The sequence below is a fragment of the Psychrobacillus sp. FSL K6-2365 genome (genome assembly GCF_038003165.1).
GTDB classification, from domain to species: Bacteria; Bacillota; Bacilli; order Bacillales_A; family Planococcaceae; genus Psychrobacillus; species Psychrobacillus psychrodurans.
In genome coordinates this window covers 493,601-515,171 of record NZ_JBBOOO010000001.1, presented here as the reverse complement: position 1 = coordinate 515,171, position 21,571 = coordinate 493,601, and the positions used below count along the sequence as shown (strand labels likewise).

Sequence of the window (21,571 nt, the reverse complement as noted above, 5' to 3'; positions counted from 1 at the left end):
GTTTTTATCTTACATATTCATTTTAGATACTTTTTTTCCATCAAATGTATATAAAACCTGTTTTCCGTCGACTACAGTTTCCATATGAATTGTTCGCCCCCATAATTGGTGAATATATGGGAGAACATTTTCCAAATAGTGAGGATCTAGTTCTGTACCTTCATACCCATGATGTAAATACAACTCTCCAAGCCTCATATAGTCCCCATTTTCTACTACAATATAAGGAAAGCTTCCATTCACTCGCATCGACACGAGCTGATCACGGACATTTTCATAATCCTTATCAGTTATTTCATAGTTGCCATTCTTTTTCTCAAATAAATATAAATCTTCCTTTTTCACTAAGTCCTTTGTTAAGTAATTACGAATAAAAGATATATCTGATTCTATTTCTCTTACTTCAAACATTTTTTCTCTGCCAGAATTAGGTTCTATTCCTAACTCCTTCATTTCCTTTGTTGGATTATTATATCTCATTTCTATATCCTCGAAAATTTTCACACCTAAATAATATGGATTAATGCCAGTTTTGGAAGGTTGAACGACATTCGCATTCAATTTGGCAAATTCGATTGTTTCATCACTCGTTAAATCCATTTCTCTTAGTATTCGTTGGTGCCAATAGGAAGCCCAGCCTTCGTTCATAATTTTTGTTTCCAATTGTGGCCAAAAGTAGAGCATTTCCTCTCGCATCATTGTTAAAATATCTCGTTGCCACTCCTCTAACTCACTGCTGTATTCCTCTATAAAAAGGAGTAGGTCTTTTTCGGGTTTTGGAGGAAATTTTTTTCTATAAGGAAGAACCAATCTTGTTTTATTTTCTCTACGATCCAAATTCCATAAATCATCATAATCTGTTTTTTTTACGACCTCTTCTTCTCCCTCATCCTCATAAACTGGTAATTTAGGTCTCATAATGGATGGGTCGATGTGCTCTTGGATAGCTAATACCGCATCTAAAAAGCTCTCAACCTCTTCTTTTCCATAAAGCATTTCATATGCTGCAATTCGTTCGGCGGTCGCTGTCATACTTTCCACCATATCTCTTCGTGTATTAGAGAAACGAACATTATGTTTGAAGAAGTCACAATGAGCGAGTACATGTGCAATAATAAGCTTATTTTGTATGAGACTATTTGTGTCCAATAAAAATGCATAGCAAGGATCTGAATTAATTACTAATTCATAAATTTGGCTTAGTCCAAAATCATATTGCATTTTCATCTTATGAAATTGTTTTCCAAAACTCCAATGGGCAAAACGTGTAGGCATGCCGTACGCACCGAATGTATAAATGATATCCGCGGGGCATATTTCGTACCTCATCGGATACGTATCGAGGCCGAATGCTGTGGCAATTTCGGTAATTTCCCCAATGGCATGTTGTAGTTTTCTCTCCATTACTTGACTCCCTTTTGAAAAATACTCTTCAGTGCTTCATAAACGTCTTGATTTTCTTTCAATACATAGTACCTAAACTTTGGATTTTCAATTTTTTTATAGGTGTTCATTAATGTGGAATATCTGCTATGGGCGTTTACCTCACCGTAGCCAAAAATACTGGATACTGCCATTAGTTCGTTCACAAGTTGAATACACTTGGCATTATCACTCGTCATATTTTCACCATCCGAAAAATGGACAGGATATATATTATAACGAGAGGGACTATACTTCTCTTGAATAAGCTCTAGTGCTTTCATGTATGCCGAGGAGCAAATCGTACCTCCACTTTCTCCTTTTGAAAAAAACGCTTCTTCCGTTACAACCTTTGCTTCTGTATGGTGGGCAATAAATTCAATTTCCACCGTTTCATACTGGGAGCGTAAAAACCTTGTCATCCAGAAGAAAAAGCTTCTTGCACAATACTTTTCAAAGTTCCCCATCGATCCACTTGTATCCATCATCGCTAAAACTACCGCTTTCGACTCTGGTTTTACTACTTCATCCCATGTTTTAAAGCGCAAGTCATCTTGGTGAATAGGCATTATCTCTGCCTTCCCTTTCATTGCATTTCGCTTAATAGCGGTCATGATAGTTCGCTTTTTATCAATATTGCCCATTAGACCTTTTTTTCGTATATCATTGAACGTAATATGTTCGGTTGTAATTTCTGCCTGTTCCTTTTCTTCTAAATTAGGGAGCTCCATTTGGTTGAAAAGCTCTGTCTCTATTTCTCCAATAGATATCTCTGCTTCATAGTAATCCTGACCTGCTTGATCACCAGCTTGTTTCCCTTGCCCTGCTTTTCCTTGTTCATCTCCTGAACCTTTTGCAATAACATCTCCTACTTGACTATCCCCATCACCTTGCCCAACATGCTTTGATGAATCATAGTTATACCTAATTTTATATTCATCTAGTGAGCGAATCGGGATTTTAATGACTTCTCGTCCATTAGACATAATGATATTTTCTTCACTGATTAAATCGGGCAAGTTGTTTTGAATCGCTTCCTTTACTTTCTCCATATGCCGCTGTTGGTCTTGGTGTCCCTTTCGATGCAAAGACCAGTTTTCCTGAGAAACGACAAATTGTTTTGCTTCTTTATTCTCCATTTTTCTCAACACCTACCTATTTTTTATCATATGCCCGTTTGTCATTCTTATTGCAGATGTAAACGAAAAATAAACTGATAAGAAAAAAGGCATCCAAATACCGAATAATCGGTTAAACTGTACCCTTTGTAAAGGACATTTTGAAAAAGGTTAGGCAACTTGTTGAAGCTGCTGTCTGTATTTTGCAGGCGGCAGCTTTTTTAAATTCCATTGGCCTCTATAATAATTGTAATATATCATATAACACTTCACTTCTTGTTTTACTTCTTCTAATGTTTCGCATTCTTTTATATTTGTTTCATCTTTAAAATGCCCAAAGAATGATTCTTGTGGAGCATTGTCCCAACAGTTTCCACGGCGTGACATTGACTGTCCAAGATTCATCTTTTTCACTAATTTTTGATAGGTCGGATTTGTGTAATGAAATCCCTGATCCGAATGAATAAAGGCATCATTTCGAATATGTGAATGACGACGTCTTAATTGGTGAAGTGTATCTAATGCGATGTCTAATGTAATTTTATCTGAGACTTCATACGCTAAAATTTCATTCGTCTCTGCGTCTTTAATCGTGGATAAATAAGCACGCTTTCCGCTTCTGTAGTTTAAATATGTGATATCCGTTAATAACACTTTTCCAGCCAACCCTTGTTTAAAGTTGCGCTGCAATTCGTTCGGGCATGTGCGATGTTCTTTTGTTGCTTTCGCCATGCGGCGATAGGGATTCGCTTTTCGAATTGGACAAACAATCTCAAATTTCTTCATAATGCGGCGAATACGTTTTAAGTTATATGTAATCTGGTACTGGTTTTGGAGTGTCATTTTAATTTGGCGTGCTCCTTTTTTGCGTCCTCGGAAATGATACGCCTTTAAAATGATGTTTTTCACCACCTCGTCCGAACCGCCTCTAATTGCACGTTTTTGAATGGATTTTTCATCAAAGTAATTGTAGAAACCTGATCGAGATACATCCATTACCTCGCAAAGATAACTTACCATACGCTTTAACTCATACTTTTTAATAATCTGGTTAATGAGTTCGAATTTTAATTCTGGCGCAATTTTTATTTCTTCTTCACCATCTGCCTTTCGAGTAAATCGAGCTTTTTTAGGAGTTCGTTCTCTGCCTCAAGTAATCGAGTCTTCGCTTCTAATCGTGCATACTTTTCCTCGAGACTTAGTTCTCGTTCAAGTGGGCGACCAGAACTATATTTCCGAGAATCTTCTAACCCAGTAATTCCTTGGTTTTGGTATGCTGTTTTCCATCGAGCTGCCGCTTTATGAATGCGTGTCATCCCTATCATTTCGATATCAAATCCTGCATCTTCAAAAATTTCACGCGGAAACTTCCCAAATTCATTTTCAGTAATAAATAATCGTTTAAATTCATCTGTGTACGTAATCGCTTTATTGCTTACAGCTTTTACATATGGATTCTTTTTTAGTTCTTTTTGTTGGTTAGGTGTTAAATAATTTTTAGTCATAATTTATCGCTCCGAATACTGTTTTTTTCATTATAAACAAAAAGACCCTATAAGATGACCTTTTTTAAAGTGTCTATCTTATAGGGTACAGTTTAGGTTTTGGAATTGCCTTTTTTAAAAGAAAAAGAATAGTTGGGCAAAAGACATGCCTGGTCCTTTAAGAACAGAAACGTAGATATGCCGTTGATTGTAGCGAAGGGCGGACGCTTTCCGTGGGCACGGCTTCAGTCGCTTCGCTTGCTCCTGCGCAAAGCTCGTCGCAAAAAAGATTTTCTCTACCTCTCAGTACAGAGTCTTCCGCTCGCGCTGTTCCCGCTGGAGTCGCCGCCTGCCACTCCAATCAACAGGATTGCTTTTAAAAAAACGAATAATATATTCGATATTAAGTAAACATTAGTATTTTTAAATGAAACAAGTAATTATGAAATCGACTCAAATATACATGTTCTATCTTCAAATAAGTAAAAATGAAATGGGCTCAGATAAAAGAAAATCCACTTTCTTCTTTCATTGTAAAATAGTATACCTAATCGGGCAGACGGGTCTATCCTTAAATAACTTTGACTAATATTATCGTCTTAGCGTTTGGCTTTGCTAACTCATAATGTTTAGTACTACACATATATTGATATTCGTTACAGTTAGCGACTCCGGCGGGATGAGTGAGACAGTTGAGTATCACAGCGACGCACTAGAGACGGTGATGGCTCATCGCTCACCCCTCGGAAAGCGTCCACCTGAAACGGAAATCAGTAGTATCACTAAAAAGATTCTATTCTCCAAAAAACTATTATTCCTTATTAGTTTCCTCTTTGTTATTTATCCTTCATCTGCGTCTATCGATTAAGTAAACTACCAACATATTTCAATAGCTCATTGGCTGACGTAGAGTTGTATCCATGTTCGTCTATTAATCTTGCCACAACTTCATTTACTTTTTTCAGATGCGCTTCATCTGGTGTCTTCGCTGAAGTCGTTATTTTCACGACATCCTTTAAATCTGCAAATAATTTCTTTTGGATGGCTTCACGTAGGCGCTCATGCGAATTATATTCAAAACGTTTTCCTTTTCTTGCGTATGCCGATAATCGGATGAGTATTTCTTCACGGAATGCTTTTTTCGCATTTTCAGAAATGCCAATTTGTTCCTCAATGGAGCGCATCAGTTTCTCATCTGGGTTCATCTCTTCACCAGTCAATGGATCTCTCATTTTGTTTTTATTGCAAAATGCCTCGACGTTATCCAAATAATTATTCATCAATGTAATTGCGGACTCTTCATATGAGTAGACAAATGCTTTTTGTACTTCTTTCTTTGCAATTTCATCGTATTCTTTGCGAGCAATTGCTATATAATTCATGTATTTTTCTTTGTCTTCATCTGAGATGGATGCATGCTGATCAAGCCCCTCTTTTAAAGAACGTAACACGTCTAGTGCATTAATCGAGGGAACTTCCTTTCGAATTATCGCAGAGGAAATACGGTTGATCACATAACGTGGATCAATTCCATTCATTCCTTCATTTTGGGACTCTTTCTTCAATTCCTCCACATCGATGTCATTAAAGCCTTCCACATTTTCGCCATCATATAGTCGCATTTTTTTGACGAGATCTATTCCTGATTTTTTGGGTATCTCAAGTCGCGTTAGTACGGAGAAAAATGCAGCTGCCCTTAATGCATGTGGAGCAATATGCACATGTGTCATATCACTTTCCCTAATCATCTTTTCATAAATGCGTTCTTCCTGACTTACCTTTAGATTATAAGGAATTGGCATAACAATAATACGAGAATGTAATGCTTCATTCTTTTTATTGGCTATAAATGACCGGTATTCTGTTTCATTGGTATGGGCTACGATCAATTCATCCGCACTGATTAATGCAAAGCGTCCAGCCTTAAAGTTTCCTTCCTGTGTTAATGATAGTAAATGCCAAAGAAATTTTTCATCCAGTTTCAACATTTCTTGGAACTCCATCATTCCACGATTTGCCTTATTCAACTCTCCATCAAAACGGTAAGCACGAGGATCTGATTCTGAGCCATATTCCGCTATTGTAGAGAAGTCTATAGAACCCGTTAAGTCAGCGATATCTTGAGATTTAGGATCGGAAGGTGTGAACGTCCCAATACCTACTCGTTTGTCTTCTGAAAAGAAAATACGCTCCACTATTACATCCTCGACTCGACCGCCGTACTCTTTCTCAAGCCTCATCGAGTTTAAAGGTGACAAACTACCTTCAATACGAATTCCATATTCAGCAAAGAAATCTTCCCGTAAATGCTGGGGGATTAAATGCAGTGGATCTTCATGCATTGGACAACCTTTTATAGCGTATACCGCACCTTCGTCTGTACGAGAATATTGTTCAAATCCTCGTTTAAGTAGTGTTACAATAGTCGACTTCCCTCCACTTACTGGCCCCATCAATAACAAAATTCGTTTTCGTACATCTAATCTTCTGGCTGCAGGATGGAAATATTCTTCTACTAATCGCTCTAATGATTCTTCTAACCCGAAAATCTCATTTTCAAAAAAAGTATATTGTTTTTTGTTATCTTGCTCAGTAAGTCCAGCATTTTTTATCATGCTATAAACCCGTGCGTGTGCCGTTTGGGCAACCTCTGGACGTTCCTTCACAATCGCTAAAAATTCTTCAAACGTACCTTCCCACTTGAGCTGGTTCTCTTCTTCTCGATAATTTCTTACTTTGTTTAAAATGTCCATGTTTCCCTCCATTCATGGGAGTTATTTATACATAGTATGAAGTTTTAGAAATTATGATACCTTTTTCTTTACACGAATAAAGCATCCCTTGAGAAATCCAGAGATGCTTTCATTATTATTTGTTCGCTATTTTATTGTATGTGTGGACTGTTAGAATATAATATCCGATATATATGACTATAAAGGCAGCCATTGCTGTCACGATTGGAACTATTACATTTGCTCCAATAAGATCGGATATAAAGTTACTTATAAAATTTAATATTACACTACTATGAACGATGCCAACCGTTAGTGGCAATCCAAATATAAATAGAGTTTGCATATGAATGGTGTTACGAACCGCTCTTTTATTTACACCTATTTTCCGTAGGATTTCATAGCTTGTTTTTGTTTCATTGGCTTCTGTTAACTGTTTAAAATATATAATACTTCCTGTTGCAGCTAAAAATACAAGCCCAAGAAAACCAAAAATGAATAGAGTTAGCGCATTACCTTCTTTTCCTTCCTTATATTCAGTATAAAATGATGGATACACCTGAAAATCTTCCTTACCAACCAATTGATTGATTTTCTCAGAGGTTACCGCTGTCGATTTTTCCCCTTCTACTTCATATACCTTATATAATTTAGGCTTGATATCGTTTGCGATTTCCGTAAAAAATTCGTCACTCACAATGATATAAAAATCTGGATAATCAAAGGGCAGCACACTACCTTCTAGCATGTCTACAAATGTAAGCTCATGCATTTCGTCTGATAGGTGCAATTGTTCACCTTTAAAAAGAGAGGAATTATACTCAGTTAGCCTTGGTTTAATGGCTATAGCCTCATCTTCTGATAAGGACACGAACTCACCTGTCTGTAACGCTTTTACCACTTCATTATATGCTTTCTCAGGAAGCAACTTCATGGCGGTAGCTTCGTAGCTAAATGTAAAAGTCAGTTGTCCTTCTACCTCCACAATAGGAAGTTCCACTTTAGCAGTTATCGGATGTTCTTTATCAGCCTGTATAAGACCTTCTATTTGATCGTCGAACTCATCTCCTTTTGACTGGTGGGAATAGCTAAAAGGTACCATTTCAAAGGAATTCTTTTCATTCCCATAGTATCCACTATAAGCTGCTCCAAAGAGACTGATTGTCACTGCACTTAATAATGCAATCATTGTAAATGTACGTGCATTGCCTTGAATTCGATGTAATAATTGAGATGTACCTATTAAGTTCGTCCCTTTGTAGTAACGTCCCTTATTTCGTTTGTACAATTTTAAAAGAGAGATAACAACGGAACTGAAAAACAAATGTGTTCCAATCACCATAGAGACTAACGCTATTCCATAATTGGCAAATATGTATCCTTCCGTTAATTTTTCCGGGAAGGATCTTAAAATAAGCCAGTAACTAACCACTAACAATAATAGTCCAAGAACTGTAGAGCCAATTGATACTTTTGGTGTCAGCTCTCCTTTTTTCGCCGCATGAAACAGCTCGACCAATTTAAAACGATAGATCAACCGATATCCTTGAATAGAAGTGATGATAATAATTATCAAAAACACTAAAATTGTTTGACCAACCGCTTCTATGGATATCCCAAACTCAATCTCTGCACTAGATCCCATCAGTTTGACTAAAATCATAGTAAATAGCTTAGAGAGCAGTGTTCCGAATATGATTCCAACAACTAAAGCCAACATACCCATTAGAAAATTTTCATAAAAAAGCATTTTTCCGATTGTTTTCTTTTTTAACCCTAGCAAGGAGTATAACCCAACTTCTCTTTTGCGATTTCGTGTAAAAAAGGAATTCGAATAGAGAATAAATACAGCGACAAACAATAATAGCAACAGAGAGGATGCCATAAATAAAAAGTTCATCGTATTTGATAATAAGATACTTTGTTGTATTTTTTCATTGTATTGGAGGGATACAAAAGTAAAATAAATGATTATACTAAAAACCATTGATAGGAAGTAAACCGAGTAATTACTGAAGTTCCCTTGAATATTTTTCTTCGCCAAATCAAATAATGTCATTTGTACCGCCTCCAAGTGCGGATAGCACATCTAACACTTTTTGAAAAAATTCTTTTCGTGATGACTTCCCTTTTACAAGCTCTGTAAATAACTTACCGTCTTTAATAAATATTACACGCCCACAATAACTTGCCGCATAGGCATCATGAGTAACCATTAGAATTGTTGCTTGTTCCTGCTCGCTTAATTCCTTCAAGCTTTCCAGTAAATCAGTTGCTGACTTGGAATCCAATGCACCTGTTGGTTCATCTGCTAACAATAAGCTTGGTTTCGTAACAATGGCACGAGAAGCAGCGGTTCTCTGTTTTTGTCCCCCTGAAATTTGATATGGATACTTATCTAAAATTGCGGTAATTCCAAACTTTTCCGCTACCGCTTCAACCCGTTCTTCCAGTTTGATAACATCTATTTTTGCTAATGCTAACGGAAGTAAAATATTCTCTTTAACCGTTAACGTGTCTAGCAAATTGTAATCCTGAAAGATGAATCCTAATTTATCTCTTCTAAAGTTGGATAATTGCTCCTCATTCATATTTAAAATACTAAATCCATCAATTGTAATTTCTCCAGAAGTTGGTTCATCAATTGTAGCTAGCACATTTAATAGCGTGGATTTACCTGCTCCTGAGGGACCCATGACTCCAACAAATTCACCTTCCTGTACAGTTATATCTATTTCATCTAAAGCAGTAAATAGATTTCCTCTTGCTCCATATGTTTTTTTTATGTTTCTTGCTTTTACTATCTGTTTCAATATTCCGCTCTCCCCTCCGTACTTTCAACATCTGTTTCTGATTTCATTTTATAATAAGCTACTATAATGCAAACTTACAGTATCCATAGGCTATCTTACAATTTCGTCATGACGATACTATTTACTTTTACTTTTCGTTACTATTAAATCAATATTAAATTACGGAGGTACTACTATGAAATTAATGATAGTGGAAGACGAAGTAACAATACGAAATCTATTAGGAGAAACGATTGAAAAATGGGGACACACTATAGTAAAGGTAGAAACGTTCGATAATATTTTACAGTTATTTATATCTGAAAGTCCTCACTTGGTTTTATTAGACATTAATTTGCCTACGTATGACGGCTACTTTTGGTGCAATAAAATAAGAGAAGTTTCAAAGGTGCCAATTATCTTCATTTCGTCTCGAACTAGTCCAATGGATATGATCATGGCGATGAACATGGGGGGAGATGATTTCATCCAGAAGCCGTTTGATACGGATGTACTTTCTGCTAAAATTAACGCACTCCTTCGCCGAACGTACTCCTATTTGGATTCGCAACAGAGTGTATTGGAACATGGTGGGGTAGTATTAAACCTTGACGATTGGGATGTTTCATACGATACGGCTAAAACTTCTCTGACAAAAACAGAATTTACTATATTGAAAATGCTTATTCAGCACAAAGGGGCAATTGTCAGTCGCCATAAACTGATGCGAAGTCTATGGAAAGACGAAAATTTTGTAGACGATAATACGTTAACCGTGAATATTAATCGACTTCGAAAAAAACTAATGGAGCTTGGAAAAGATGACTTTATAACAACTAAAAAAGGGGAAGGATATATCATCCAATGAGCGTTTCAGAATATGTGAGGGATAAACGATACTTTTTACTTTTTTATACATGCCTAATGTTGTTTATATCAATGGTTATGTTGTTTAGTGAAAATGATCAATATAATTTAAGCAATGTTCTTTATATTAATATTAGCTGTGTCATTTTTGTTTGCCTGTATATAACGATTGGTTATTTCTATCGTAAAGCGTTTTTCAAGGGGCTAGTAGAAACGATTGAAAATGCAGAAGAACAGTTTGCCATCCTATTCCCTGAAGTGCAAACCAATCAGCAAAAACGTTTCCTAGAATTATTGAAAAAAATTCATCAAGACAATAGAAACCAATTACAGCATCTAAACGACGAAAAAAAGGATCAACAGGAGTTTATCCTATCGTGGATACATGAAGTAAAGCTACCGATAGCGGCAAGTCGTTTGTTAATGGAAAATAGCGAGAACAAGACAAAGGACTATCTTATCGATAAATTCGAGGATGATTTAGACAAAATTGATAATTACGTTGAACAAGCACTTTACTATTCCCGTATCGATTCGTTCTCTACGGATTATTTCATTACAGAAGTAACGGCAAACCAAATTATAAAGAGTAGCGTAAAAAAATACTCCAAGCTGTTTATCAATAAAGAAATTCAGTTCCAAATGGATGATTCTACTCAATTTGTTCAAAGTGATAGTAAATGGCTTGGTTTTGTTATCGATCAAATTATTGCAAACTCCATAAAATATACAGAACGTGGCGGTAAAGTTGCTGTTCAATTTGAAGAAGACGATAGGGAAAAAAGAATAAGTATACTAGATTCAGGTATAGGCATTGCGACTGAAGATTTAAGTCGTGTGTTTCAAAAAGGTTTTACAGGTTTAACTGGAAGGAATCAGCTTAAATCTACAGGAATCGGACTCTACTTAGCAAAACAATTAACACGAAAGTTAGGTCATACACTGTCCATTCAATCAGAAGAAGGAAAATATACAAAAGTAACAATTCATTTCCCTAAAATTAGGAACTATAGGGATTTATAAATTCCTTGGTATTGTTCAGCTTTGGTAGATTCGCTTTCCATCGTACATCCTTAGACAGTCAGGAAACAGCACCAGTTAATAAATGTAAAAATACTCCTTCCGCAGGTAAATTAACATCAAGAGCTAATAGAGGAAATTTACTACCCGAAAAAGTTACACAGATGTTAATAAACATAAAAAAAACCGGTAAAAGACATGCACGGTACTTTAAGAATAGAAACATAGATATGCCGTTGAGTATAGCGAAGAGTGGACGCTTTCCGTGGGCACTGCCTCGCCCGCGGAAAGCGTCCACATGAAACGGAAATAACAGGATTATTCGTTCTTTAAAACCCTACGATCCAGTGTTTACAAAACATCTTTTTATACTTTCCTATCTCTTAAGAAAAAACAGGTAAAAGACATGCCCTTTTCTTTAAGTAACCGCTACTTTTTCTCGGAATCTAGGAATCCTCAATAGCAGAACTCCATGATTACTATCCTCTTACTTTTCTTCTCTTTATAATCCAAGCTACCACAACTATAATAACTCCTAAAAGTACTAGAACTGGTAAATTACCGATAACAAACACTATAATTCCCGAGCCTACCGATAACAGTGAATTTGTACTTGTAATAAATTGCTTTTTCGTTTTTTCCCATGTGTTCAAGTCTTTGTTTTCTATTTCTGGAATAATGACACGCTTTTCATGCATAGTTAGTTCAATAGTGGAAAAGGATGTTTGGTTTTCTAAATAGTTTATTTTCCCCACTAGTACTTCTATTTCCTCTTGAATCTTTGCCAAATCAGTGGAAATTTTAAGTAGGTCCTCTGTTTTCTGAGCATCTTTCATAAATGCCAGTAAGCGCTCCTCCACTGCACGTTTAGATTTCACTCGAGAGCTTAGATCTACATATTGCTCTGTTACATCCTGTCCAGTTACATTTTTTTCTAGAACTTTGGAAGCTTCTGCCTCTGCTTCAGACAAAAATGTTTCAAAATGCTTTTCAGGAATTCGCACAACCATTTTCCCACTACTTGTTTCATCAGATTCCAAATACACATTGGACTCTACAATATAGCCATCATACTTCTTCACCTTTTGTTCCATATTATGCTGGGCTTTTTCTAATTCTTTTACATTTGTGCTTATTCTAGCCTGATGAATAATCATTCGAGTGCTAGGTGCCTCTATATCCTCTGTTGCACTCTCTTGTTGCACTTCCGCTTCTACACTTTCTTCTTCCGACTTAAATTCTGCCGAGTCAGAAGCTCTATCTTCCGAACTCATCTTAGCTGACTCTTCGTCTCCACTACAGGCTGCTAATAACACGAAAAAGCTTATGGTGATTAAGAATAACCACGATTTTCTCAAAATAATTGCCCCCTTATATATATCTGAATAATCAGACGTCTAATAATAGAAAGAGTTTCATTTCACCTAAACAGTACTCTAGCATGCTAATAAAGCACCCCGTTAGCAGATGAGAAATTTTTACTTTTTTCACAAAAAACCTTAAATATTTTAAAAATTTAGATAGAATAGAGGTAGAAATCGAGGAGGTATTTAAATGGGAAAAGCTAACGATAAGGTTATCCGATATAGAGGAACCAAATTAAATACGAAAGGTTGGCTGCAGGAAGCGGCACTTCGCATGCTTATGAACAATTTAGATGCGGAGGTAGCAGAGCATCCTGACGACTTAGTTGTTTACGGTGGTATTGGAAAGGCAGCTCGTAACTGGGAATCATTTGATGCAATAGTTCGCTCCTTAAAAGAACTTGAAAATGATGAAACATTGCTTGTCCAATCAGGAAAACCTGTGGCAGTATTTAAATCTCACATCGATGCACCACGTGTCTTGATAGCAAATTCAAATCTAGTGCCTGCCTATGCTACATGGGAACATTTTCATGAACTCGATAAAAAGGGATTGATGATGTATGGGCAAATGACTGCCGGCAGTTGGATTTACATTGGCTCTCAAGGAATTGTTCAAGGTACCTATGAAACGTTTGCTGAACTTGCTAAACAGCATTTCAATGGAACGTTAAAGAATACGATTACACTTACCGCGGGGTTAGGTGGTATGGGGGCAGCGCAACCATTAGCAGTTACGATGAATGGTGGAGTATGTATTGCTATAGAAGTGGATGAAACGAGAATAGATAGACGCATCGAAACACGCTATACAGATTTGAAAGCGCATACATTAGATGACGCAATTCAACTAGCAGAAGAAGCAAAGCTAGCTGGGAAACCTCTATCCATAGGGCTTGTTGGAAATGCTGCGGATATTTTACCTGAAATGATTGCTCGTGGTTTTACACCAGATGTATTGACCGATCAAACTTCTGCCCATGATCCATTAAACGGCTACATCCCTTCTCAAACGTCCCTAGAGGAAGCAATACTCTTACGCCAAGAAAATCCTAGCGAATATATAAAGCGCTCTAAGACCTCTATGACCGTGCATGTGCGTGCTATGGTCGAGTTAATGGATAAAGGTTCCATAACATTCGATTATGGCAATAATATACGCCAAGTGGCCAAGGATGAAGGGTTCGATCGTGCGTTTGACTTCCCTGGATTTGTCCCTGCTTATATCCGTCCACAGTTTTGTGAAGGCAAAGGTCCCTTCAGATGGGTCGCATTGTCTGGAGATCCTGAAGACATATATAAAACGGATGAAGTAATTTTACGCGAATTTAGCTATAACACACATCTATGCAATTGGATTAAAATGGCTCGTGAAAAAATCCAATTCCAAGGACTTCCTTCCAGAATATGCTGGTTAGGTTATGGTGAACGAGCACGCTTTGGGAAAATTATCAATGATATGGTTGCCTCTGGTGAATTAAGTGCTCCCATCGTCATTGGACGAGATCATCTAGATTCAGGATCAGTGGCATCTCCTAATCGCGAAACAGAGGCGATGAAAGATGGCTCAGATGCAGTGGCAGATTGGCCAATTTTAAATGCTATGATAAATGCTGTTGGTGGTGCAACATGGGTTTCCGTACACCACGGAGGCGGGGTCGGAATGGGATATTCCATTCATGCTGGTATGGTCATAGTGGCTGATGGAACAAAAGAAGCCGAAGCAAGATTAGAACGAGTCCTCACTTCAGATCCAGGTATGGGAATTGTTCGTCATTTTGACGCTGGATATGAGCTGGCAGAAAAGACAGCTCGTGCTAAAGGCGTCAATATTCCAATGATGGAAAAGGAGGACTAAAGCATATGAGTAATCCTGTATGGATTAAACATGCATCACAATTAGTTACCTTGGCTACCGAGCATAAAGGTCCACGAACGAAAGAAGCCATGAGTAAGCTGTCTATCATTGAAGATGGAAGTATATGGATAGAAAATGAATTGATTCAAGCTATAGGTACAACAGAGGAGTTGCAAAGAAAGTATGCAACTCGTATAGATGAAGCGGAAATCATTGATGCGTTTGGAAAACTCGTCACACCAGGACTTGTTGATCCTCATACGCATGTCGCATACGGTGGAAGTCGTGAGCGTGAATTTGAAATGCGTCTAGAAGGCGCCACTTATATGGATATTATGAACGCAGGCGGAGGTATCCATGCGACTTGTAGGATGACACGAGAAGCAACTGAGGATGATATCTTCGCCCAAACAAAGAAAAGACTAGACTCTTTTTTAGCTCATGGCGTTACTACTATAGAAGGAAAAAGTGGATATGGTTTAAATGTTGAAACGGAGATAAAACAACTTCGTGTTATGCAGCGATTGCAGACAGAACATTTAATAGATATTGTTCCAACTTTTATGGGGGCACATGCTGTTCCCGCTGAATTTAAAGGTAAAGAAGATGAATACGTTGATTTGATAGTGAATGATATGCTGCCCAGAGTAGCCGGTGAAAAGCTCGCTAAGTTTAATGATGTCTTCTGTGAAGTAGGCGTCTTTACCCCTGAGCAATCAAAGCGAATTTTAGAGGCTGGGAAGGCTCTTGGATTGGCACCTAAAATTCATGCAGATGAAATTGAACCTTATGGAGGAGCCGAGCTTGCGGCGGAAGTGGGAGCTATTTCTGCAGAGCATTTATTGAAAGCATCAGATAGCGGTATTGCTGCAATGGCCAAGCAAGGAGTTATCGCATGCCTATTGCCTGCAACAGCTTTGTATTTGCGAGAGAATCCTGCGAGGGGTCGCGAAATGATCGATGCGGGTGTGCCAGTTGCGATTTCAACCGATTGCAATCCTGGTTCCTCACCCACGACTTCCATGCCGCTTGTGATGAATCTAGCCTGTATTTCGATGAGACTTACTCCCGCTGAGAGCTTATGTGCGGCAACATACAATGCTGCCTGTGCTATTCAAATGGAGGATAAAGTCGGCTCTTTAGAAATAGGTAAACAAGCAGATATTGTACTCTGGAACGTTCCAAATTACCAGCAATTACAGTATTTGTTTGGAGTAAATCATGTGAATAGTGTGTGGAAAAAAGGAGTAAAGGTGGTAGGTTAATTTTTTTGCTTACCTGCATTAATACAACTTAGAAAGAATGTGAAAAATCTTGATTAACCTAAAAGGAAACGGACTTACCCTAGAACATATGCGAGCAATTTTATATCAGAATGAACAAATCAAAATAGATGATTGCGCTAAGGAAAATGTTGTAAAAAGTCGCAAGGTCGTTGAACAGATTGTTGAAGCTGGTCACACCGTCTATGGCATCAACACTGGTTTTGGAAAATTTAGTGATGTGAGTATAAACGAATCTGATGTTCACGCCTTGCAATTACACCTTATTCGTTCCCATGCATGTGGCATTGGGGAACCTTTTGAGGAAGTTGTGTCACGCGCAATGGTAGTACTTCGTTTAAACGCATTACTTAAAGGCTTCTCTGGTATTCGTTTAGAGGTATTAGAGAGATTAACATACATGGTAAACAACCGTATTCATCCTGTAATTCCTCAGCAGGGTTCTCTTGGAGCTTCCGGTGACTTAGCTCCCCTTTCTCACCTTGCTTTAGTTTTGATAGGAGAAGGGTTTGTTTGGGACGGTGACAATCAAATTCCATCTCATAAAGTTTGGGAGAAGCATAATATAAGCCCCATTGTGTTAGAAGCCAAAGAAGGTCTTGCGCTGATAAATGGAACGCAAGCGATGACCGCTCAAGGAGTAATCAACTGGCTTGAATCTGAAACACTTGCCTATCAATGTGAATGGATTGCTGCCATGACAATGGAAGCTCTATATGGTATTACCGATGCTTTCCATCCAGCTATTCATGAAGCAAGAGGCTATCCTGAACAGGTGAAAGTTGCGAAAAGAATGCTCCAATGGCTTGAGGGTAGTCAACTAGTAACCAAACAAGGTGAAAAACGCGTTCAAGATGCTTACTCTATTAGATGTATACCGCAAATTCATGGAGCTAGCTGGCAGGTCCTGAGTTATGTAAAGGAAAAACTTGAAATTGAGATGAATGCAGCTACTGATAATCCGTTAATTTTAGAAGATGGAAAAGAGATTATCTCAGGGGGGAACTTTCATGGTCAACCAATTGCATTTGCCATGGATTTCTTAAAGGTTGCAATTGCTGAACTTGCAAATGTATCTGAACGACGAATCGAACGATTAGTTAATCCACATTTAAACGAAGGATTACCTCCCTTTTTAAGCCCAGAACCTGGATTACAATCGGGGGCAATGATTTTACAGTATGCAGCAGCAAGCCTTGTTTCTGAAAATAAGACCTTGGCCCACCCTGCATCAGTTGACTCTATCCCTTCTTCTGCAAACCAGGAAGACCATGTAAGCATGGGAACAATTGGAGCAAGACATGCCAATCAAATCATTCAAAATAGCCGTAAAGTCATCGCAATCGAAGCAATTTGTGCTGTGCAAGGAGTTGAATATAGAGGAAATATCCACATGTCTCCTCTTTTAAAGAACAAGTGGGAAGAAATAAGAGGGATTGTTCCTTCAATTACAGAAGATCGTGTTTTTAGTATTGATATAGAAAAAACGCACACATATTTAAAAAAGGAAACTGCTCTTAAGTTTCAAGCGTTCGAAAACAATAGAGATAAGTTTTGACCTTAAAAGGACCGGGCTTTTGCCCGGTTTTTCTTATGGCTATTTTACCAAGTTTAAGTTTTTGGGAGTCAAGTTGGAGGTATCTTTTTGAACTACCCTTTTGTTACAAATATATTAATAACATAACGAGCATATGTCATCTCCTAGAAGATGTTTACAACAGAATGCATCTGGGGTAAGTACTTACTAATACACAAGAAATAATTAGAAAATGGAGGAAATTAACATGATTAAAAATACTGTTGCAGGACAAAAATGGTGGAAGGTAGGTGCAGCTGCATTCCTATCAGTAGGTTTATTAGCAGGGTGCGGGGATGGAGAAAACGAGTCTGATGTAGATGATAATATGGAAGAGGATGTAGAGCAAGAGCTTGAAGAGGAAGATAAAGACGGAGAGTAAACTTTAACCTTAGGAGGTAATAAGTATGGCTATCAATTCAATCACAGGACAAAAATGGTGGAAAATCGGTACCGCAGCATTTCTAACAGTAGGATTATTAGCAGCTTGCGGGGACGATAACAATGATGATGACAATCTGGATGATAATCCCGTAGAAGAAGATGTGGATGTAAATATTGAAGACGATGAAAATGTTGAAGATAATGACGTCGAAAAAGATGATGTCGAAGATAAAGAATAACATGGATTAAGATCTTGAATATTATAATCATAAAAAGTCATGCCCCCACTATTATTGTGGAGGCTATGGCTTTTTATTTACATGGACAAGTTCCTTTCCCATTTAATTTGTTGCATTTTTTACACTTTTTATTAGATATACTATTCACTTCCTTTTACTGATTTACACCAAAATATGTTGTCATTGGATTGTCCTATTACACTCAATTTTCGACAAATGCAGTTAATAACTTCTGTGGATAACTTTATGCACAGTTTAGATTACGCTATATCTAAATTAGTGTGAATAAAATAACCGTAATCCACATTTTATCCACCGAATGTTGTGGATAAATATTTAGATATTAACAAGTTTCTCCTGGCTACATCCAAAACGGATTTTAAATTAGGGTTAATTTAGACAAAACTCAAAACAATTCTATTTTTTTCATAGAAAATGTGTTTTAGAACCTTTTTTATATTGAATTTTAAGGAAATGTTTCGACATAATTCGATTTTTTAATAAATGTGGATAACTTTATACACATAATTCACACTGATATATAAGAGCTTTTAACATCTATGAACAACTTATTAACATATTATCCACTTATACCTGTGGATATCAGAACAGTTGTTCTTGAATTCAATATTTGTTAAATTAGTCTTATGAAAGATATCTAAAATTCTTATCTAATTGACGACTTATTAAACGCCAGTTTTGAACCTTTTAGTAGTTATACCAACTTACTCAGAAGCAGATACATATTGTTCCATTTTAATTAATAAAAACGGAGGTGCTAGGTTTTATGAGTAAAATGTCTGACGATCTTTTAATCGAGTCTTATTTAGAAGCAAAGAAATTAAAATTAAGTCCAGAATTTTTAGAGCTATTAGAAACCGAAATTGCTCGCCGGTGCTTATCCATTAACGCAAGTTATTAGAAATTACTACTGACTTATGTATTGCAAAATTCATTAGCCACTACAAGCTTTGGGAATCTCCTCGGTTTTTTAAAGAACAGAAAAAGCCGGTGGAATTTTCCACCGACCAAATAATTTTAGCTAAATTGATTTCCGTTCATTTGTGATTGGGCTTGAGCTACTAAACGCTTTGTAATTTCTCCGCCAACGGAACCGTTAGCACGCGCTGAAGCTTCTCCTCCAAGTTGAACACCGAATTCTTGTGCGATTTCATATTTCATTTGGTCAAGGGCTTGTTTTACGCCTGGTACTAGAAGTTGATTTGAATTACTGTTTGGCATGTTGTTCACCTCCTTGTAAGCTTATATTGTGTTTTTTTTTATCATTTATACTAGTTAATAAAACAAGAAATTTTGGTAATATCTTTCAAGTGTTGTTGATTACTTTTCAAGTATTTGATGAATCACTTCATTCGCTTTACTATTGTTTAAATTTTTGTAAATACAGCTTGCTGGTGAATCCCTTAGTGTCTCGGTAAATGCATTCGCCATTTCGGCCTCTCCTGCTACATGAAACTCCCTCCACCCTCGTTTTTTCTTTAATTGTTCAATTGTTGTTCTCATCCCTTTATAAAAAGTACTTGCATTGGATCTATATTTTGTGTCTAATACAGCTGTTTTGCTATCTGCTGTTGCGCGTCTTCCTCGACTATCCAATTTAACTTTTTCATTCCAGGTTTCGGATACCGGATCAAATTTAAATGTTACATCGTCCCTAACAAATCCTAATGCCGTGTCTAAAATTCGAACTTCTCCAAAGCTAGGCATGATTATACCCGCTTCTGGATATGCTTTATACATATACTCCAGTTGTTCTGTAACAGGGTGGTTTTCCCAATAGAAATTAGTTTTTACAGGTACTTGCACATAATGAACAGACCATAAATCATCATTTGCACTGGCAAAAATAACTGCCCCTTTACGTAACTCCAATGAATTTTTTTCCATTTCATTTTTTATTTTATCCTTTACATGATTAAATGCTTTTAATTCCTTTTCATCACCAGAAGCTTCTATATACTCTCCGATACGCTTCAAACCACTTTTTAGATGAATCCCCCAAGCACCATTTAGTTGCTCTGGATCAGCCGGATTTGTATTCAAATAAATACTCAAAACACTTCGATCTACACTTACGTAAGATTTTAATGCTTCAATGTCTTTATTTATCGTCATAATACCTTCCTCCTTCGTCTAACTCTTCGTAGTATCACCTTCCATCAAAGGATTACACAGAAAAAATAATGATTAAATTTTGTTAATTTGAAGAAGTATAAGGAGGAAACAAAAATCGAATGCTTGTATTAAAAATGGATAAAATAAAAAGATTGAGCATAAGATATGCCCAACCCCTTCCCTATCATAAATTATGTGACTTAATAAAACCAAACGACTCCCATGGTTCTATGCGTTCTAATAGAAAATGTTCATCCGGGACCACTTTCCCTACAATATTTGAACATCCAGAATTCGGCATAGCTTTTAGAGCTACCTGCAACTCACCTTTGTAACGGACATCCAAGTCGTTGTCAATCGTTACATCTCCTGTCATAATATCAGCTGTATTATGGGCTGGAAAGAAATCATTTTTATACTTTACTCTAGATTGCGTACTACGAATCACATATTCAGAAACGTCACCACGATTAAAATGTAATTCATTAAAAATCACTTTTTCTTCCAAACTTGTTGTTTGTGGAGACGTTACTACTGTCAGCTCTAGTTTACTGCGATTCAAACTACCTAATATTTTTAGTTCTTCCTCGGAAGCATACATATTTCCAATGATTAAGTCATCAATTAAACCAGTATGCCATAAATCTTTTGCCTGAACAGCAATTGGCAGATGACGATGTTCTTCTAATGTTGGTAAACCATGGAGTGTTACTTCCCAAGGACCAAACTTTGCATATTCAGAAGAAATCATTGCCGCTGTCCGAATATGATTATCTTTATATAACTTTGAAGATTCCAAGAAATGCTTTCTCGAAAGCCCAGTATACTTTCTTGGATAAAAATTATGGCAACCGATGATATTTTCCCTGTTCGGCTTGTACGACAATATATTTTCTACATATTTCGTACCATTACTAATATTAAGCTCTACTTTCAAATTGGAAGCGTCCAGTGACATGAACGCCTCCTCTTGACCTGAGAAACCCATATCTAAGCGTAAAGAATCTAAATAATAATGTTCCTTTAAATAGCCAATATCTCTATAAGTTAGACCTAATTCTTCAAACACTTGCGGTGCAATATCCGCTGAAATATCAAAGCCAAGTTGTTGTGCAAATTGATTGATTTGTTGAAGTTTTTCTCTTTCCTCATTATTTTTCATAGACATTAAACAAGTAAAGATTCGATCAAAGCCATTCTTGTGCGCTAACACAATGTAACTTTGCATTTCTTCTATTGTACTATGTTGAGGATATATCGAAATTCCTAATCTTCTCATTTTGAATACCTCCGCTT

The 21,571-nt window shown here is 36.9% G+C and carries 19 protein-coding genes; 9 read left to right on the top strand and 10 right to left on the bottom strand.

What is annotated here, in order from left to right:
* Window positions 1-9: 9 nt before the first annotated feature.
* The 3 genes from MKY29_RS02505 to MKY29_RS02495 all read right to left on the bottom strand — a co-directional run bounded on the left by MKY29_RS02505 (window position 10) and on the right by MKY29_RS02495 (window position 4,045).
* Window positions 10-1,404 (bottom strand): SpoVR family protein, encoded by a 1,395-nt coding sequence (locus MKY29_RS02505; protein ID WP_090564836.1) that lies wholly within the window; start codon window positions 1,402-1,404, stop codon window positions 10-12.
* Window positions 1,404-2,561 (bottom strand): sporulation protein YhbH, encoded by a 1,158-nt coding sequence (yhbH, locus tag MKY29_RS02500; protein WP_340878888.1) that lies wholly within the window; start codon window positions 2,559-2,561, stop codon window positions 1,404-1,406. The genes MKY29_RS02505 and yhbH overlap by 1 nt, the downstream gene beginning before the upstream one ends.
* Window positions 2,562-2,711: 150 nt before the next feature.
* Window positions 2,712-4,045, bottom strand: a protein-coding gene (locus tag MKY29_RS02495) for an IS3 family transposase (RefSeq protein ID WP_340878887.1) whose coding sequence is annotated in 2 segments (ribosomal slippage) — window positions 2,712-3,658 and window positions 3,658-4,045 — 1,335 coding nt in all. Because the reading frame shifts where the segments join, the coding sequence is not laid out codon by codon here.
* Window positions 4,046-4,177: 132 nt separating this feature from the next.
* On the opposite strand from MKY29_RS02495, the gene MKY29_RS02490 reads away from it, so the two are divergent.
* Window positions 4,178-4,435 carry a hypothetical protein gene (locus MKY29_RS02490; protein WP_340878886.1) on the top strand — a complete coding sequence of 86 codons (258 nt, stop codon included), beginning with the start codon at window positions 4,178-4,180 and terminating at the stop codon, window positions 4,433-4,435.
* A 446-nt stretch (window positions 4,436-4,881) separates the two neighbouring features.
* Here the strand turns inward: MKY29_RS02490 and MKY29_RS02485 are convergent, their stop codons facing one another.
* From MKY29_RS02485 to MKY29_RS02475, 3 genes are all read right to left on the bottom strand, one after another.
* Entirely contained in the window at window positions 4,882-6,777 is a 1,896-nt protein-coding gene (locus tag MKY29_RS02485) for a PrkA family serine protein kinase (protein WP_090564841.1), read from the bottom strand.
* 115 nt (window positions 6,778-6,892) lie between these two features.
* Window positions 6,893-8,815, bottom strand: a complete 1,923-nt coding sequence (locus MKY29_RS02480) for an ABC transporter permease (protein ID WP_340878885.1) — start codon at window positions 8,813-8,815, stop codon at window positions 6,893-6,895.
* Window positions 8,802-9,569, bottom strand: a complete 768-nt coding sequence (locus tag MKY29_RS02475) for an ABC transporter ATP-binding protein (RefSeq protein WP_340878884.1) — start codon at window positions 9,567-9,569, stop codon at window positions 8,802-8,804. Before MKY29_RS02475 ends, MKY29_RS02480 begins: the two co-directional genes overlap by 14 nt.
* A gap of 175 nt (window positions 9,570-9,744) precedes the next feature.
* Here MKY29_RS02475 and MKY29_RS02470 point away from each other — a divergent pair, with 175 nt between their 5' ends.
* Window positions 9,745-10,416, top strand: a complete 672-nt coding sequence (locus MKY29_RS02470; RefSeq protein ID WP_090564847.1) for a response regulator transcription factor — start codon at window positions 9,745-9,747, stop codon at window positions 10,414-10,416.
* Window positions 10,413-11,438, top strand: coding sequence for a sensor histidine kinase (locus MKY29_RS02465; RefSeq protein ID WP_340878883.1), 1,026 nt, complete (start codon window positions 10,413-10,415; stop codon window positions 11,436-11,438). Before MKY29_RS02470 ends, MKY29_RS02465 begins: the two co-directional genes overlap by 4 nt.
* A gap of 476 nt (window positions 11,439-11,914) precedes the next feature.
* On the opposite strand, the gene MKY29_RS02460 is transcribed toward MKY29_RS02465, so the two are convergent.
* On the bottom strand, window positions 11,915-12,793 hold the full coding sequence (locus tag MKY29_RS02460) for a DUF4349 domain-containing protein (RefSeq protein ID WP_340878882.1): 879 nt from the start codon (window positions 12,791-12,793) through the stop codon (window positions 11,915-11,917).
* A 196-nt stretch (window positions 12,794-12,989) separates the two neighbouring features.
* Between MKY29_RS02460 and hutU the strand changes: the two genes are divergently transcribed.
* From hutU to MKY29_RS02430, 6 genes are all read left to right on the top strand, one after another.
* Window positions 12,990-14,657, top strand: a complete 1,668-nt coding sequence (gene hutU / locus MKY29_RS02455; protein ID WP_340878881.1) for a urocanate hydratase — start codon at window positions 12,990-12,992, stop codon at window positions 14,655-14,657.
* 5 nt (window positions 14,658-14,662) lie between these two features.
* Complete coding sequence (hutI, locus tag MKY29_RS02450; RefSeq protein ID WP_340878880.1) at window positions 14,663-15,922, top strand: imidazolonepropionase; 1,260 nt, start codon at window positions 14,663-14,665, stop codon at window positions 15,920-15,922.
* Window positions 15,923-15,971: 49 nt separating this feature from the next.
* Window positions 15,972-17,498 (top strand): histidine ammonia-lyase, encoded by a 1,527-nt coding sequence (hutH, locus tag MKY29_RS02445; protein WP_090564858.1) that lies wholly within the window; start codon window positions 15,972-15,974, stop codon window positions 17,496-17,498.
* Window positions 17,499-17,724: 226 nt separating this feature from the next.
* Complete coding sequence (locus MKY29_RS02440; RefSeq protein WP_340878879.1) at window positions 17,725-17,898, top strand: hypothetical protein; 174 nt, start codon at window positions 17,725-17,727, stop codon at window positions 17,896-17,898.
* A 25-nt stretch (window positions 17,899-17,923) separates the two neighbouring features.
* A complete protein-coding gene (locus MKY29_RS02435; protein WP_090564861.1) occupies window positions 17,924-18,139 on the top strand; it encodes a hypothetical protein in 216 nt (71 codons plus the stop codon).
* Window positions 18,140-18,926: 787 nt separating this feature from the next.
* Window positions 18,927-19,061, top strand: coding sequence for a sporulation histidine kinase inhibitor Sda (locus MKY29_RS02430; protein WP_090564863.1), 135 nt, complete (start codon window positions 18,927-18,929; stop codon window positions 19,059-19,061).
* A gap of 116 nt (window positions 19,062-19,177) precedes the next feature.
* Here MKY29_RS02430 and MKY29_RS02425 read toward each other — a convergent pair whose 3' ends face one another.
* The 3 genes from MKY29_RS02425 to MKY29_RS02415 form a co-directional block, all read right to left on the bottom strand.
* On the bottom strand, window positions 19,178-19,381 hold the full coding sequence (locus MKY29_RS02425) for an alpha/beta-type small acid-soluble spore protein (RefSeq protein WP_090564865.1): 204 nt from the start codon (window positions 19,379-19,381) through the stop codon (window positions 19,178-19,180).
* Between the two features lie 99 nt (window positions 19,382-19,480).
* Entirely contained in the window at window positions 19,481-20,275 is a 795-nt protein-coding gene (locus MKY29_RS02420) for a VLRF1 family aeRF1-type release factor (RefSeq protein WP_090564867.1), read from the bottom strand.
* Between the two features lie 184 nt (window positions 20,276-20,459).
* Window positions 20,460-21,554, bottom strand: coding sequence for a DUF871 domain-containing protein (locus MKY29_RS02415; protein ID WP_340878878.1), 1,095 nt, complete (start codon window positions 21,552-21,554; stop codon window positions 20,460-20,462).
* Between the last annotated feature and the right edge of the window lie 17 nt (window positions 21,555-21,571).

Bases quoted from the DNA above. Each gene is read 5' to 3' on its own strand.
- MKY29_RS02440 (WP_340878879.1), top strand. From the start codon at position 17,725: ATGATTAAAAATACTGTTGCAGGACAAAAATGGTGGAAGGTAGGTGCA.
- MKY29_RS02485 (WP_090564841.1), bottom strand. From the start codon at position 6,777: ATGGACATTTTAAACAAAGTAAGAAATTATCGAGAAGAAGAGAACCAG.
- MKY29_RS02505 (WP_090564836.1), bottom strand. From the start codon at position 1,404: ATGGAGAGAAAACTACAACATGCCATTGGGGAAATTACCGAAATTGCC.
- hutU (WP_340878881.1), top strand. From the start codon at position 12,990: ATGGGAAAAGCTAACGATAAGGTTATCCGATATAGAGGAACCAAATTA.
- MKY29_RS02430 (WP_090564863.1), top strand. From the start codon at position 18,927: ATGAGTAAAATGTCTGACGATCTTTTAATCGAGTCTTATTTAGAAGCA.
- hutI (WP_340878880.1), top strand. From the start codon at position 14,663: ATGAGTAATCCTGTATGGATTAAACATGCATCACAATTAGTTACCTTG.
- MKY29_RS02415 (WP_340878878.1), bottom strand. From the start codon at position 21,554: ATGAGAAGATTAGGAATTTCGATATATCCTCAACATAGTACAATAGAA.
- yhbH (WP_340878888.1), bottom strand. From the start codon at position 2,561: ATGGAGAATAAAGAAGCAAAACAATTTGTCGTTTCTCAGGAAAACTGG.
- MKY29_RS02470 (WP_090564847.1), top strand. From the start codon at position 9,745: ATGAAATTAATGATAGTGGAAGACGAAGTAACAATACGAAATCTATTA.
- MKY29_RS02425 (WP_090564865.1), bottom strand. From the start codon at position 19,381: ATGCCAAACAGTAATTCAAATCAACTTCTAGTACCAGGCGTAAAACAA.
- MKY29_RS02420 (WP_090564867.1), bottom strand. From the start codon at position 20,275: ATGACGATAAATAAAGACATTGAAGCATTAAAATCTTACGTAAGTGTA.
- MKY29_RS02465 (WP_340878883.1), top strand. From the start codon at position 10,413: ATGAGCGTTTCAGAATATGTGAGGGATAAACGATACTTTTTACTTTTT.
- MKY29_RS02480 (WP_340878885.1), bottom strand. From the start codon at position 8,815: ATGACATTATTTGATTTGGCGAAGAAAAATATTCAAGGGAACTTCAGT.
- MKY29_RS02435 (WP_090564861.1), top strand. From the start codon at position 17,924: ATGGCTATCAATTCAATCACAGGACAAAAATGGTGGAAAATCGGTACC.